The organism is Rhodomicrobium vannielii ATCC 17100 (assembly GCF_000166055.1).
Classification (GTDB): Bacteria; Pseudomonadota; Alphaproteobacteria; order Rhizobiales; family Rhodomicrobiaceae; genus Rhodomicrobium; species Rhodomicrobium vannielii.
On record NC_014664.1, the window covers coordinates 1380638 to 1394367 of the forward strand.

The 13730-nt window shown below is 61.7% G+C and carries 13 protein-coding genes and 1 pseudogene; 9 read left to right on the top strand and 5 right to left on the bottom strand.

Annotated elements, in window-relative coordinates:
* Window positions 1–28: 28 nt before the first annotated feature.
* Window positions 29–994, bottom strand: a complete 966-nt coding sequence (locus RVAN_RS06260) for an IS481 family transposase (RefSeq protein ID WP_013418913.1) — start codon at window positions 992–994, stop codon at window positions 29–31.
* A gap of 108 nt (window positions 995–1102) precedes the next feature.
* On the opposite strand from RVAN_RS06260, the gene RVAN_RS06265 reads away from it, so the two are divergent.
* From RVAN_RS06265 to RVAN_RS06300, 8 genes are all read left to right on the top strand, one after another.
* Window positions 1103–2194, top strand: coding sequence for an IS5 family transposase (locus RVAN_RS06265; protein WP_013418914.1), 1092 nt, complete (start codon window positions 1103–1105; stop codon window positions 2192–2194).
* The gene (locus RVAN_RS06270; protein ID WP_013418915.1) at window positions 2194–2538 is read left to right on the top strand and encodes a hypothetical protein; all 345 of its coding nucleotides are present in this window, start codon (window positions 2194–2196) and stop codon (window positions 2536–2538) included. The genes RVAN_RS06265 and RVAN_RS06270 overlap by 1 nt, the downstream gene beginning before the upstream one ends.
* Window positions 2539–2612: 74 nt before the next feature.
* Window positions 2613–3827, top strand: a complete 1215-nt coding sequence (locus RVAN_RS18750; RefSeq protein WP_013418916.1) for a DUF4384 domain-containing protein — start codon at window positions 2613–2615, stop codon at window positions 3825–3827.
* 196 nt (window positions 3828–4023) lie between these two features.
* Window positions 4024–5241, top strand: coding sequence for a hypothetical protein (locus tag RVAN_RS06280; RefSeq protein WP_013418917.1), 1218 nt, complete (start codon window positions 4024–4026; stop codon window positions 5239–5241).
* Between the two features lie 25 nt (window positions 5242–5266).
* Window positions 5267–5728, top strand: a complete 462-nt coding sequence (locus tag RVAN_RS06285; RefSeq protein ID WP_013418918.1) for a hypothetical protein — start codon at window positions 5267–5269, stop codon at window positions 5726–5728.
* 3 nt (window positions 5729–5731) lie between these two features.
* Window positions 5732–7051: a hypothetical protein gene (locus RVAN_RS06290; protein ID WP_013418919.1), complete on the top strand. Its 1320-nt coding sequence runs from the start codon at window positions 5732–5734 to the stop codon at window positions 7049–7051.
* Entirely contained in the window at window positions 7042–8028 is a 987-nt protein-coding gene (locus RVAN_RS06295) for a hypothetical protein (protein WP_013418920.1), read from the top strand. Before RVAN_RS06290 ends, RVAN_RS06295 begins: the two co-directional genes overlap by 10 nt.
* Before the next feature lie 69 nt (window positions 8029–8097).
* A complete protein-coding gene (locus RVAN_RS06300) occupies window positions 8098–8568 on the top strand; it encodes a hypothetical protein (RefSeq protein ID WP_013418921.1) in 471 nt (156 codons plus the stop codon).
* A 100-nt stretch (window positions 8569–8668) separates the two neighbouring features.
* Here the strand turns inward: RVAN_RS06300 and RVAN_RS06305 are convergent, their stop codons facing one another.
* The 4 genes and pseudogenes from RVAN_RS06305 to RVAN_RS06320 all read right to left on the bottom strand — a co-directional run bounded on the left by RVAN_RS06305 (window position 8669) and on the right by RVAN_RS06320 (window position 12585).
* A complete protein-coding gene (locus RVAN_RS06305) occupies window positions 8669–9172 on the bottom strand; it encodes a caspase family protein (protein WP_155942362.1) in 504 nt (167 codons plus the stop codon).
* Complete coding sequence (istB, locus tag RVAN_RS06310; RefSeq protein ID WP_013418922.1) at window positions 9169–9966, bottom strand: IS21-like element helper ATPase IstB; 798 nt, start codon at window positions 9964–9966, stop codon at window positions 9169–9171. The genes RVAN_RS06305 and istB overlap by 4 nt, the downstream gene beginning before the upstream one ends.
* 2 nt (window positions 9967–9968) lie before the next feature.
* Window positions 9969–11185, bottom strand: a pseudogene (istA, locus tag RVAN_RS06315) (IS21 family transposase).
* A 68-nt stretch (window positions 11186–11253) separates the two neighbouring features.
* Window positions 11254–12585 carry a tetratricopeptide repeat protein gene (locus tag RVAN_RS06320; RefSeq protein ID WP_049779242.1) on the bottom strand — a complete coding sequence of 444 codons (1332 nt, stop codon included), beginning with the start codon at window positions 12583–12585 and terminating at the stop codon, window positions 11254–11256.
* A gap of 235 nt (window positions 12586–12820) precedes the next feature.
* Between RVAN_RS06320 and RVAN_RS06325 the strand changes: the two genes are divergently transcribed.
* On the top strand, window positions 12821–13729 hold the full coding sequence (locus tag RVAN_RS06325; protein WP_013418923.1) for an OmpA family protein: 909 nt from the start codon (window positions 12821–12823) through the stop codon (window positions 13727–13729).
* Window position 13730: the final 1 nt, after the last annotated feature.

The following is a 13730-nucleotide window of genomic DNA, read 5'->3' on the forward strand; positions in this document are numbered from 1 at the left end:
TCTTAACGGAAATTAACAGGTCCTGAGCCTAGGTGTTCAGTCCCGGCATTTGATGGATTGGATCGATCTTGAATCTTTCCGGCTCATTCGTCCAGCATTTACAGATGAACTCATAAGGCGTGAGGCCTTTGAGGGTCTTTAGTCGGCGAGCAAAGTTATAGGCGTTGATGAAGTCCGATAGATGGGTTTCGAGCTGCTCGTGACGGTCGTAGTGATAGCGTTTGACCGTCGCCTCCTTGATCGTCCGGTTCATTCGCTCGACCTGGCCGTTTGTCCAGGGATGCTTGACCTTGGTGAGGCGGTGCTCAATGCCGTTCTCGCTGCATCGCATGTCAAACATGTGCGTCATGTATCTGGCCGTTGGTCCATCGGCATAACGCGGCGGAAACGTGAACTGGATGCCGTTGTCGGTGAGCACCGTGTGAATCTTGTAGGGAACTGCCTCTATCAGGGCGACGAGGAAGGCTGAAGCGGACGTCCTGCCGGTCTTTTTGACGAGTTGCACGAAGGCGAATTTGCTCGTGCGGTCAATGGCGACGTAGAGATAGAGCTTGCCTTCGGCCGTCTGCACTTCGGCTATGTCGACATGAAAATAGCCGATCGGATAGGACTTGAACTTCTTCCTGGCGGGCTTGTCGCCTTCGACGTCCGGCAGCCGAGAAATACCGTGGCGTTGAAGACAGCGATGCAGCGACGAGCGAGTCAGATGCGGTATCGTCGCCTGTAGCGCATAGAGGCAATCGTCGAGCGGCAAGAGCGTATGCTTGCGGAAGGCGACGATTATCGCCTCTTCCTCGACCGACAGAACCGTGGATTTCGGCTCTTTCGGTCCAGTCGGCACATCGGCGACGGATGAGCGCTTCTTCCATTTCGAGACCGTCTTCGTGTTGATGCCGTAGCGCTTGGCCAGGGCCCTCAAGCTCTCTTGACTATGCTGTATCGCTCGACGGACCGCCTCAGTCGTTGTGGCGCTCCCATGAAGAATTTGTCCCATAGCGCATCCTTCCAGCCGAGGGAGAATAATGCACCATCAAATGCCGGGATCAAACACCTAGGCTCTTGGCGTGATTCATTGTCTCCGAAGGGATTCGGAGACCGGTGCATGCGCGGCGACGACAAACGAACTGGCCAACTGTTTAGCTACGTCGATCTTGAGGCGCGGGTTCGGCGCGACCATTCGCTGCGAGCGATTCGAACGATCGTGAACGAGGCTCTCGGCGCGCTGGAGCGTGAGTTCGCGGCGCTTTATTCGACGATCGGGCGACCATCGATCCCGCCGGAGAAGTTGCTGCGGGCGATGCTGTTGCAGGCGTTCTACTCGATCCGCTCGGAGCGTCTGCTTATGGAGCGGCTGGAATACGATCTTCTGTTCCGCTGGTTCGTCGGCATCGGCGTCGATGATGCGGCCTGGGACCATTCGACATTCTCGAAGAACCGCGACCGCCTGCTGGAAGGCGACATCGCCGCCAAGTTCCTGGGCGCGGTTCTGGCCCAGCCAAGAGTTAAGCGGCTTCTGTCGAGCGATCACTTCTCGGTAGACGGCACGCTGATCGAGGCGTGGGCGTCGATGAAGAGCGTCAGGCCGAAGGATGGCTCCGGTGAGCCGCCGGTTCAAGGCGGTGGTCGCAATGCCGAAGCGGATTTCCATGGCCAGAAGCGGACAAACGAGACGCACGCCTCGACCACGGACCCGGAGGCGAGGCTCTACAAGAAGGGCAGTGGCAAGGAGGCGAAGCTCTGCTTCATTGGGCATGGGCTGATGGAGAACCGCCACGGCCTGCTGGTCGACGCCTGCCTGACGCTGGCCGACGGGCATGCCGAGCGTGTGGCAGCGCTGCATATGATCGAGCCTCTGGCCGACCGTCCTCGAAGGATCACGCTCGGCGCCGACAAGGGTTACGACACACAGGACTTCGTCAACGAGTTGCGCTCGATGAAGGTGACGCCGCATGTGACGCGGAACACCAGCGGGCGACGTTCGGCGATCGACGTCCGCACGACCCGGCACGGCGGCTATGTCGCCAGCCAGCGCATCAGGAAGCGCATCGAGGAGGCGTTTGGCTGGATCAAGACGATCGCCGGGCAGGACAAGACGAAGTTCCGTGGTCGCGACCGCGTCGGATGGGCCTTCACCTTCGCGGCCGCCGCCTACAATCTGGTGCGGCTGCCCAAGCTGATGACGGAGACCGGCTGATGGCAAAGGTTCCCGCCTTCGCCAAGGCCTTCGCTGGCCGCTGGCGCATCGTCGAGATGGACAACTGGGACAACGACTTCCTGGATCTGATCGAGGAAGCGCATCTCACTTTCGACAGCGCGGCGGATGGCGAAATCGCCTTCGGCGCGCTCAAGGGCTTCCTCGACGTTCGCTACCGCACACGCGAAGGATCGGCCTGCGCGGAGTTCTCGTGGGAAGGACAAGACGAGAATGACCCCGCCTGCGGTCGCGGCTGGGCCGCAATCGGCACCGCCGGCCGCCTTGTCGGCCACTTCTACATTCACAACGGCGACGATTCAGGCTTCGTCTGCCAACGCGGCTGACTTCTTCAACAGCCTGCTAAATCCATCCCGATTACTTAAGTAACGGCCCCTTCGGCCGAATTGAGAGGATTGCCATGAAGACCATTTTCCGCGCAGTGCCGAGCGGGCTATTCGCCGCCGCTCTTCTGATTTCGAACGCCGACGCCGATACCGTCTACCGCGACATATCCATCACCGTCGAGCAGAGCGAGATCGTCAACATCGGCGAGGATGCGCCAGTACCTGCCTCCATCAAGGTTTCGGCGTGGCTCGACCGCGAAAACGCCACCTATCGCCCCGGCGACGCGGTCACGCTTCAGGTGCGGACGAGCAAACCTGCCTATATCACGGTACTCGATGTCGGCACGTCCGGCAAAGTACACGTGATCTACCCGAACCGCTACCAGCGCGAAAAACGCGTCGAGGCGTTCGAGGTTGTGCAGATCCCAACGCCAGACGAGCGCTATCGCTTCACCGTGAACGGTCCGGCGGGCCGGGAGGTTCTGAAGGTTATCGCCACAGAAAAGCCGATTGATACGCTCGACGCGCGACGGCTGAGCGAGGCCGGTCCGTTTTATGCCGTGCCCGGCGAGGCCCGCGCCATCGCCCGCGACATCAGTGTTGAACTGACTGGAAAGCAGAGCGCCGATTACGGCGTCGCGACGCAGATCTTCCGCATCGTGACAGATGGCGCGGCGGCGAAACCCGAGACGGGCGGTGGCGATAACGCCGCCCAACTCTTTAATCTGGCCGAAGCCGCCTACTATGGCGAGACCAAGCAGTCCATCGGCGCGGTAGTTGAGTATTACGAGCGCGCCGCGAAGGCAGGCCACGTGGCGGCCATGGTTCGCCTGGGCGACATCTATCAGTCCGACGCAAACGGGAAGCCCCAAATTCTGAGGGCGGTGGAATGGTATCGCAAGGCGGCAGACCTCGGCTCGACGACAGCCATGGTGCGGCTCGCCATCGTATACGGCAAAGGCGAAGGCGTTGCGCAAAACCTTGTCGAAGCGCTCAACTGGCTCGACAAGGCCGCGCGCGGCGGCGATGGCGTGGCGCTGGCTCAACTCGCTCAAGCCTACGACGAGGGCCGCTGGGTAGCGCGCAACCCGACTCAGGCTGCGCGCTACGGTCTGGCGGCACTGCGCGCAGGCGCATGGAGCATTCAGAAGAGTTTCCCAGCGTATTCGCAGCCGACCCGCGAAGAAGTGCAGAAGCTTCTGAAGGAAGCGGGGCTTTACAGCGGTCCGATCGACGGCGTTTTCGGCTTGGAAACGCGGGAAGCCTTGCTCAACTATGCCAGAGCCTGACGGCGAAAGGGTCGGCACTCTGGATCAGCGTGGCGGGCGCCGATCCGCTATCGAGTTCCAAAGCGTTGCACGCACGCTCCAGCCGTGCGGCGAACCGCCCTTCACGGCTTAATCTGCTTTACGGATGATGAGCACGTTTATATCTTTTTTCGAGCTTGTTCTTGGCTTTTCGCGATAGTTCATCCGGTTTCGCTTCATGGCTTCCCAATTCTCGCGCCGGGCATTCATCATGCGCTTCGCCGGCCTTGTCGCCCGGCGGCTCAATCTCTCAGGAAAAACAACGGCTGTCGTCCTAGGCGAAATCTACGCAGACCTCATCGATATTCTGAGCGGAAACGACCTTCGAAAAGGCGCCCAGGGCGGCGAAAGCACCTCATATTTCGAGCATCTCACGGGACATGCACTGGTCGCCTCGCGGTGTTCGCCGGAAGAGGCCGCCCAAATCTACTTCGACCGCGTTCTGGACCGGAGCCTGTTTCTCGCGAGAAACAATCCTCATCACAAGGGGCACGAACTCCTCGCTGCTCTCTGGCGCCGCTCCCCGGCAGCGGGTTGGACGGATTGCGCGCTCATTCGGAGCCTCGATGAACCCGCGATCCCTTTTCGCAAGCCGGACGGCTTCGCCTTCCTGTGCGCGAGCCTTGTCGGCTCTTCCCGCGACATCTCGAAAGGCAACCCGGCAGCCTCGACCCGCGCGAATCTCGGTCCGCTTTTCCTCCAGGCATCCGGAGCGCGCGTCGAACTGCCGGAGGAGCTGTCGCTCTGGGGTGCGATCAGGCTTTCGCCCGATCGGCTCGTTCCGCTCGAAGGCGAAGCGGGGATGACCTTTCGCAACCTCGTCATTCAGGCGTTCGAAGCGGCGAACGCCCCCTATGCGGCTCTGCTCTCCGTCGGCCTCTGGCCAGCGGATTGGGAGGACACGCTCAGCACACATCAGGCAAAGCAGCTCTCCGCATTTCTATCCGAAGTGAGACAGCGAGACAAAGATCTGCTTGCTGTCTGGCAAAACGTATGGAAGAGCGGGCGTCATGTGTCCGGCTACGACAGCGCCGAAGATCTCTGGCGGTCGGAACTGGGGCAAGCCCTGCGGCCGACAGCCCTCCACACGGTTTCCAATCTCGACATCGAGGCTCTGGAGGATGCGCAGGGAGACGATGAAGAGGGGTGTTCATCGGCGGAGTTCAGGAAACGGTTGCGCTTGTGCCGCGAGGCGAACGTCATCGATGAACTGGAAGAATGGCTGTATCTGCAACTTGAGGCGGGGGCGAACGCGGCCGATCTTGCGAAGGACGCCGCAATCAAGGCACGCCTCAGGGCGAAGAAGACAACGTTGGGGGTTTGGCTTCAAGCGATTGGCGAGCGCGTCTGTGCCTTCGTCCGCCAACTCGACGAATCCATCCCGATAGAAGGTTGAAGGCCCTTAGATTTGTCGAGAAGCCATGACTTTCGATCCAAACAATCGCCCTTGGCGGCAATTTTCGAGAAAAATCAATTTTCTTACCGAGATGGCGCTTGCCGATCTCCAGGCAGGCGAGCTGTTTGTCGAGCCCGATGAAAAGCTAGCGTTCAAGATCACCCTGCTCGCAGCCGCCGCGTCCGATGGCTTTTTCCTGCCAGATACGGAGTTACTTACGGAAGGCAGCGACCTTTCTGTCATGGTTACCCCAGACGAGGGACAAATCGTTGTCAAGTTGCAGCTGTTAGGCGTGGCCGCGCTTGAAGACTATGCGGGGCGCGAAGGGAGGCTGAAAAGCGGCAACGGGGCCATCAACTATCGCTTCTGTTTCAGCCTATCGGGGGGAGCCACCTGCCTGCTTTCGGATACGCCGGACATCCGCCACGGGCTGCGAGACATCGCAATTCTCGTAACCTCCGAAGCGAAATCTTCACCGCAGGAATAGACCGTGGCCTTCAGCGCACGCCGCGTCATGATTCCGCTGGCCTCCGCAGGAGACGCCGGGGGCCGCATCGCTCATATCCGCGCCGACGGCGTCAAACCTGCGAACGACGCCAAACTCATTCCCGAAATTGTTCTCCTGAACGATTGCCGCCTCTATCGCGCTGGCGAAGTGGCCGCAGCCGCGATCCGCGAGCTAGGACTTGCATCGGACAATTTCGTGACGCGGTTTGGACTGCACAGGAGGGCATACCTTTCGCCGGTGAACGCGCCCGATCTGCGCGCTCTTTCGTCAAACAATAGCTCAAGTGCCCAGCTTGGGCTCGCTCTGGCGATCTTGATGTACGAGGGGCAGAGCGAGGCCTCAGTCGCCATCGCGACAGGCCAACTCGCGACGCACGAAAGTCTCCATTCTTTTCGTGACGTTCCCGTCAAGCCTGTCGGATCAATGGGCGAAAAGATCGAAGCGATCAGAACCTACCTTGAAGACCATATGGGCAGCGCGATCGCCCCGCGTATTCCCTTCCTCTTTCCGGCGACGACCCCCGAGGGCGAGGAAACACTCCTAGCCTACAGGGTGGAATTCGAGCGCCTGCGAGAGACCTATCGCGACCACGGGGTCGATCTCCAGCTTCATCCGGTTTCGCACCTCCGGGAGGCGCTCGCCGTGCTCCGGATCAAGGGGCCGAGCCTCGACCCGTTTTACGGACTGATCCTAAAACGGTCGTTTGCAGCTTTGTGCATATTGACCGCCGTTTCACTCTCAGTTGTGGCGTTCAAGAAATGGCTCGACAGACCCATCCGGCTCGAGTTCGCGGATATCGAGCTTTCCGGAGGCGAAACTGTGCCCAGTCCATTCCCGATAGTGAGACGTAATGGCGTGTCGCTGGCTCTCCCTGTTTGCCTGGATTCCGCTGGCCGGGCAATTTATCCGACCAACACCGCCATCGCCCTCCGCGCCCAGATCAAGAACCCAAGTTCCTGGTCGGACTGGATCGCTCCCTATCATTTCGCCGTGCTGACGGTTTCGGCCAAGTCCGGTGTGAAGGTTTTTTCGCCCGGCATATGGGGGGGCGAAGTGGGAGTTCGGGAGGTTTCCATCAGCCTCTCGATCAAGGATGTGGAAGAGAGCAACAAACTCGTCGTTCTCGCGAGGCGATGGACCGCCTTCGACACGGTTGCGCTGAAGGCGCGGCTTGCGGAGGTTGCGGGCGCAACATCAGCCGACGATCGCATCAACGCTGTCATCAATGCAGCGGTCAGTGAAGCACCAGGCTACCTCGACTATTCGTTCCTCACGGAGAAAGGCCCGCCGAAATGCCTGTAAATAGATGTCTTTCAACGCTGATTATCGGTTGTCTCACCAGTGTGCCGGTACACGCACAGGCCGCGCTTTCGTTCGATACGCGAAGTTTCGAGCTTCGCTTCGAGAAGAATTCGAAAGATCTGTCTCAGACGGAAGCCACCGTCAATGAGGAGGCCCTCGACCGCATCGCGAAGCTGCTCGGGAGGATCAAGGACTGGAGAGATGTTCGGCTCGTCTTCGTAGGCCCGAGGCCGCATTGTGAGGCGGACGCAAATTGCAACCCCGAGCAACTGACATGGTTGCGCGTCAATCGGGTGCTGGAGAAGGCGAAAGACCGCGTCAAGGGCGATGACAGCGGCGCGCGGCGCCTCCCCGTAGCAATAGCGTTCTCCGACGAAATCAATGCTCGCGACATTTCCTCGGCACCCGAATCTTTGACGCTGCTTCTGGAGCACAACAGTTCAAGCGAGAATCCGTGTGGCACCCGCGTTTCGCTGCTGGACGCTTCGCTACCACGCTCGCTTTCTTCCGGCCGCACTTACTCGAGCTTTGTCCTGAACAACGGTGAGAACGTGCCTGTCGGAGATAACGCCGAAGTTCAGTTCAGCGAAGCCGCCTCGAAGTCAGTGATCGTGTGGGAGGACACCCGCGGCCGCTTCCGCAAGCAAGATTTCCCCGAAACGGGCCAGTCGCGGCTGTTGCCCTACGGCGCGAAGCGGCTTTACGTCATCGCGAATTCTCATCTGAATGGGGAAATATCGCGTTTTGTTCTGTCTCTCGGGGGGGATTTCGCTGCGCTCCCACGTCCTTCTTTCCTTCCTACATCGAAAGGAGAGAACTGGGCGTCCCTTGCGCCGAGCGACAGGGGTTTTGACGACAATCCCGTGGCAATTCCTCCGAGAACAATTCGCCCCCGCCCGAGAGACGCGATAGCGATCAAGACGCCTAGCGAGAATGGCGACGTGGCGGTCTGCGATTTCGAGTTTGTTTGGCGGTGAGAGCACGCGATTTAAAGCAAATAAGCGCACCAGCGATCTGGTGCAGAACGGCGAAGGGGTGGGACAATCATGAGCGCAATACTTGCCTTCATTCTGCGTATGTTCGTGCGCACATTTTTTGCCGGTGTTTTGGCCGGCATTTTGGTCACCGCATCTACGCCCGAGGTGAGATGCTGCCTTGGTCTAGAAGAGCACTGCAAGCAGTGCGTCGCGGCCGCCTGGGTTCCGGCTGAATGGCGCGCCAAACCGATTGTCGTGGCAAACAGATGCGTGAAGGACTTGAATATAAAGGTCCTCTATGTCGACGCTGACGGTGAGACGCGCGCTTCAGCGTGGAACAGCATCGAAGCCAGGTCGGAAAGTCGCCTCAAGGCAGAGGATGGCCGGGAAGTCGTCTCCTACGGCGGATCATATGGTTACAAGGCCTACCTGACCTCGCCGCCCGCCAATATGGACTACACAAACGTGAATGTTTTCAATGAACTGAGCGCATGGCGAAAGGCGGAGACTCGCATCAACGTCGTCTCGTGCGGCCTGTAAGCGCATCAAACGGGATCGGCTGCGAGGTTAACTCGGCACCCGCCCGAGGCGGCTGGCTGCCCGACCTTGCAACGCATACGTGAACCAGGCGCCGCGCGGCTTACCGCGCCGCCACACCGCAGCGCCCCGACAGGCACGATTTCGGCGCGCCACCACGCGCCAGCACGTCCGGCACCTGCGCGCCGCGCGTCGTCTCGCTCACATCGCGCGCCACATCGTCGAACAGCTCGCGATAATAGGCCTCGCGCTGTGCCTGCATCCGCTGCACCAGCACGCGCGCGAAGGGCGAGCCTTCGCCCGAACGGCCATCGCTCGCAACGCTGCCCGGCGCGGTCGAACTCACAATCAGCGTGCCTGACCGCGTCGCGCGCCCCAGCCCGCGAAAGCCTTCGCCGTCGCCGCGCGACCCGCATTGCTGGAGTGCCCCGCTGCGGCAGGCGTCGAGCACCATGACAAGGCTTGCCGTGCCTCGCATCTGGCGCTCGATCTCGTCGAGCGCGATGTCGCGGCGCACGGTCATGGCACCGGACTTCTCGTCGCAGTCATAGGCTGTCAACCGACATCCGGAACTGCCCCGTTTCGACACGAAGAACTGCCCCGTCATTGATCAGTCCTTTGAGGCTTTGGTTCTGTCGCAGCGGTCTTCTGCAGAAGACCGCTGCGACGTTTTTCCTTGAGGCGGTAGCTGTCGCCGCGGATGGTGATGACGTGGCTGTGATGGAGCATGCGGTCGAGGATCGCGGTCGCCACGACCGGATCGCCGAACACGGCGTCCCATTCGCCGACGCTTCGGTTCGAGGTCATCAGCATCGCGCCCTTTTCGTAGCGGCGCGAGACAAGCTGGAAGAACAGATGCGCCGCAGAGGGCTCGAACGGCAGGTAGCCCAGTTCGTCCACGATCAGGAGCTTCGGTTTGGCGAAGTGCATGAGCCGATCCTCGAGCCGGCCTTCCACATGCGCCCTCGCGAGTTGCGCCACCAGCGCAGTCGCCGGCATGAAGAGCGCGGCGTAACCCGCCAGAATGGCCTCGCGCCCGAGCGCGATGGCGAGATGGGTTTTCCCGACGCCGGGCGGCCCGAGCAGGAGCACATTCTCGCCGTTCGCGATCCAGCGTCCAGCCGCGAGATCGCGCACTTGTCTGGCGTCGACGGAGGGCTGCGCCGCGAAGTCGAAGCCTGTGAGGTCCCGTACCATCGGGAAGTGAGCGAGCTTCAGCGCCATCTCGATCCGGCGCGCGTCCTTGCGCGCAATCTCACGCTCCAAGAGCAGCGTCAGCGTCTGGCGCATGTCGAGGTCGGAACGGGAGGCCTCGTCGAGCAGGCTGTCGAGCCGATCGCGGATGCCGAACAGCTTGAGCTTGCCGAGCATGTCCAAAAGCCGGTCGTCGCAGGAAGACATCGTCAGAAGCCTCCCCCGACATGGGCTTCGTACTCGGCGAGCGGACGCAGCAAGGCGGGTTTTTGAGGCCGCTGCCGCGCCGCATCGTCTGGAAGGCTCAGGGGCCGGGCGCCGGCCAACCCCTCGAAGTGCGAGTGTTCGACGATACGCTGCCGGCGGCCATCGCAGGCGCGATGAACGGCCACCTCCCCCCCGCCATGAAAGATGCGCACCATGCCCCCCGTGACGGTCACGCGCACCCGCTCGCCCACCAGCCGCCACGGAACCGAATAGGCGTTCGCCGCCCGAAACGGCGGGACGCCGGCCGCCGCCTTCAAGGCGCCCGCCTCGTCGCGCTGAAAGCGCGCCACAGGGCTTTCCCCGGTCGTGCCGTGAATGCGCGTGTCGGCGATCTCGCGGGACCAGGCCTCAAGGTGCGCCTCGAACGCATCCCATGTCGCAAACGCTCGCCCCGCGACCGCGTTCTTCTTCACATAGCCCACGCCGTTTTCGGTCTTGCCTTTCGTGCGCGCCCGATACGGAGCGCAGGCTTTCGGCCGGAAGCCCCAATGCCTGGCGAAAGCCAACAGCTTTGCGTTGTAGGCGACCGCGCCGGTCAGCCTGTCATGCCGGTCGACGAGTGCCCTGGCGTTGTCGAACAGCACGTCTTCCGTCACGCCGTCGAACTTCGCAAAGGCGCTTTCCAGCCCGTCGAACCAGCTTTCCTGGCGCTCGTTATCAAAGGCGCGGACATGGATCCGGCGCGAGTAGCCGAGCGTGGCGACGAACAGAAACGCCTTGATCCTGACGCCGCCGATCTCGACCAGGCGCTCGCCAAAGTCGATCTGCATCTGCTTGCCGGGCCGCGTCTCGAAACGCACGCAGGCGCGCGCTTCGGCGTCGAGTTCCTGCCGGAACCACGCCACCGCCCGCTCCACCGTGCGAAGGCTGACGGCGATGCCTTTCTCGCCAATCAGCTCCTGGCGGACCACGTCGGCGTTTGCCGCGATGGCGCCGAAACCGCTCGCGCAGCCAATCCTCAAGGCCGTCGAGCTTGCGCGGCCGCTCCGGCTGCCTGTAGGCCACGAACCCGCCCGCATCAACGTAACGCTTGACCGTGTGATGGCTGCAGCGGAACTCCCGGCCGATCCGCTTCAACCCCCAAGCCGACCGACCACAGCCGCAGCATCGCCGCGACCTCCTCCGGCTCCTTCATGACCTTCCTCCGCGGATCGTTCATCCGCTTCGGGCTTTCGTCGATTCGATGATCGTTCATGAGACCCCTCCTTCGTCACGAGGGGCAGTTCCTCATGTCGTCAGAGGGCAGTTTGCCGTGTCGCCTGACACATAGGCGAGATCGATGGGCGCCAGCACGTCGCGGCCGCCGATGGACATGCCGTGGCCCGCGTAGAACACGAAGATTTCGGTCGCGCCGCGCAGATGGGACTGGCGGAAGGTTTCGAGCTTGTCGAGGAATCTTTCGCGCGTCAGGTCGTAGCCGTCGAGCACGTCGTAACCGTTGGCGCGAAGCTCGCTCGCAACCCGCCGCGCATCGCCGACCGGGTTGCCGAGCCGCGACAGCGCGCGATAGTCGGCGTTGCCGATGACGAGCGCGACGCGGCGACCGAGGGGGCGGGTTTGTGAGGCGGCCGGGGCAGAGGTTGTCATTGCGGGCGCGACCGGAGCAACCGGCGGCGCGGCTGCGACTTTGGCGGACTGCTCGAGCGCGGCGAGCCGCTCGCGGGCGGTGTCCTGGGCATCCCTGTCTTCCCGGTCGGCGGCCTTACCGTCGATAGCCTTCCTGTAATCCGCGACTGCCAAATCCTTCTTGCCCTGCGCCTCGTAAACCTGCCCGCGCCCCGAAAGCGCAGAAACCGCACCGCTTTCAAGCCGCAACGCCTCATTGAAATCGGCGAGCGCGCTGTCCTTGCCGCCGGAAGCGAGATGGATATGGCCTCGCCTGTAGAAGAAAAAGGCGAGTTGCTTATCTAGCGAGATTGCCTTGTCGATGTCGGCCATGGCCGCTTCAAGCTTCCCGGTCTTGAACATCGCATGGGAGCGACCCCCATAGGCATATGCCATTGCAGGATAGAGGCGGATGGCCTCGTCATAATCGGCAATGGCGCGGTCGTAGTCGCTCTTATCGCGATAGGCGTTGCCGCGATTGTAATAGGTGAAAGCGTATTGCGGATCGAGGAAGATGGCCTCGTTGAAGTCCGCGATGGCGCGGCCGTACTCGCCTTTATCGCGATAGGCGTTGCCGCGATGGGTATAGGCGTTGGAGTTTTTCGGATCGAGGCGGATGGCCTCGCTGTGGTCCGCGATGGCGCGGTCGTACTCGCCCTTGTTGTCATAGGCATCGCCGCGGTTGGAATAGGCTTTGGCGTCTTTCGGATCGAGGCGGATGGCCTCGTTGAGATCGACGATGGCGCGGTCGTAGTCGCCTTTGTTTTTGTAGTTATAACCGCGCCAATGATACGCGAGGGCGCGGTCGCCTTTCGCCTTGCGGTCAATGATGAGTGTGCAGCCGCGAATAGAAAGATCGCGATCCTTCTGCTGATTGCAATCCGCCACCGCGTCCGCGAGAGCCGCACAGCATCCCGCCACCATCAGCGCCAGGGCCAGAAACAACGCGCGCATGAAATCCTCCGCAAAGGCAATCCCTGAATTCAGTATCGGGATGTTTTAGCGCGGACGTGACAGCGAGGAAAGTCGCTCCTTTATGCAAAGCATCTTTCTGGTTTATACAGCTTCAGCTAGAGTGTCGGCGGGCGGCAACGCGGGCTCGACGCGGCGCATGTGCGGCGGTGCAGGCAGGCTTGAATTCCATCCCGATTAGAGGAACAGGACGCATCTGAAATCGCGGCGGGGGATCATGGGCGCGATCGGACGAAAGAGTGTGGCAACGGTGGCCGCCGCGCTGGCGATAGCAGCGCCAGCCTACGCGCAGGACGAATGCGCCGCGTTTCGGGCGCGCTTCGAGGCCGCGCTCACCGTGCCCGATTTTCGCGGCGCTATAGCGGTCGAAAACGAGATCGCGTTGAGCGGCGCCTGCGGCAATGAGCGAAACCCCTTGCGGGCGAAACGGGCGGGGCGTCAGATCGAGAGCGCCGAAGCGCTGAAGAAGAGTCCGGCTCACCAGAAGGAGCGCGAGGCGCTGCTTTTTCAGGCCGACGAGCCGGGGTTGCTGTGGACCGCTGCCTATGCCATCGGCGAGTTGCACATGGAAAAAAAGCGCTACAAGGAAGCGGTCCAAGCGTTCGAGCGCTCCATCACGCTGGCGGGCGGAAACAAAACCAACCCCGTCTCTCCCGCGATTATCGAAGACCTTGTGAAGGCGTCCTACGAGGCGCGAGCCTTCGCGGACGGCTATGTGAGTGTCGCCCATAATACGCGCGGCGGTGTCGGCGGATCGCTCGATCGGGGGATACCCGTCCGCAAAGTGCCGCTGCCCATCCAGTTCGAGACGGACCGCGACGAACTCACGCCGGTCGGCCGGCAGTATGCCGACGAACTGGCCGCAGCCATCAACGAACAGCGCCCGGCCGTTATCATCCTGGAAGGACACACCGACGAGCGCGGCACCGACGCTCACAACATGGACCTGTCGAAGCGGCGCGTCGAACGTGTCGCGGCCTATCTCAAGCGCGAGAAGGGGGTCGCCGCCCGCATCGAGACGCGCGCCAGGGGCAAGACCGAGCCCTATGTGCCGCAGAACGCCTCTAACCTGACGAATGAGCAACTTTGGGAACTGAACCGGCGCGTCGTCTGGCAGCGGAACTGAG

What these genes read in the sequence shown, in the direction of transcription:
- RVAN_RS06285 (WP_013418918.1), top strand. Translation starts at nt 5,267, where the DNA reads ATGACTTTCGATCCAAACAATCGCCCTTGGCGGCAATTTTCGAGAAAA.
- RVAN_RS06295 (WP_013418920.1), top strand. Translation starts at nt 7,042, where the DNA reads ATGCCTGTAAATAGATGTCTTTCAACGCTGATTATCGGTTGTCTCACC.
- RVAN_RS06260 (WP_013418913.1), bottom strand. Translation starts at nt 994, where the DNA reads ATGGGACAAATTCTTCATGGGAGCGCCACAACGACTGAGGCGGTCCGT.
- RVAN_RS06325 (WP_013418923.1), top strand. Translation starts at nt 12,821, where the DNA reads ATGGGCGCGATCGGACGAAAGAGTGTGGCAACGGTGGCCGCCGCGCTG.
- istB (WP_013418922.1), bottom strand. Translation starts at nt 9,966, where the DNA reads ATGTCTTCCTGCGACGACCGGCTTTTGGACATGCTCGGCAAGCTCAAG.
- RVAN_RS06270 (WP_013418915.1), top strand. Translation starts at nt 2,194, where the DNA reads ATGGCAAAGGTTCCCGCCTTCGCCAAGGCCTTCGCTGGCCGCTGGCGC.
- RVAN_RS06265 (WP_013418914.1), top strand. Translation starts at nt 1,103, where the DNA reads ATGCGCGGCGACGACAAACGAACTGGCCAACTGTTTAGCTACGTCGAT.
- RVAN_RS06300 (WP_013418921.1), top strand. Translation starts at nt 8,098, where the DNA reads ATGAGCGCAATACTTGCCTTCATTCTGCGTATGTTCGTGCGCACATTT.
- RVAN_RS06305 (WP_155942362.1), bottom strand. Translation starts at nt 9,172, where the DNA reads ATGACGGGGCAGTTCTTCGTGTCGAAACGGGGCAGTTCCGGATGTCGG.
- RVAN_RS06320 (WP_049779242.1), bottom strand. Translation starts at nt 12,585, where the DNA reads ATGCGCGCGTTGTTTCTGGCCCTGGCGCTGATGGTGGCGGGATGCTGT.
- RVAN_RS18750 (WP_013418916.1), top strand. Translation starts at nt 2,613, where the DNA reads ATGAAGACCATTTTCCGCGCAGTGCCGAGCGGGCTATTCGCCGCCGCT.
- RVAN_RS06280 (WP_013418917.1), top strand. Translation starts at nt 4,024, where the DNA reads ATGGCTTCCCAATTCTCGCGCCGGGCATTCATCATGCGCTTCGCCGGC.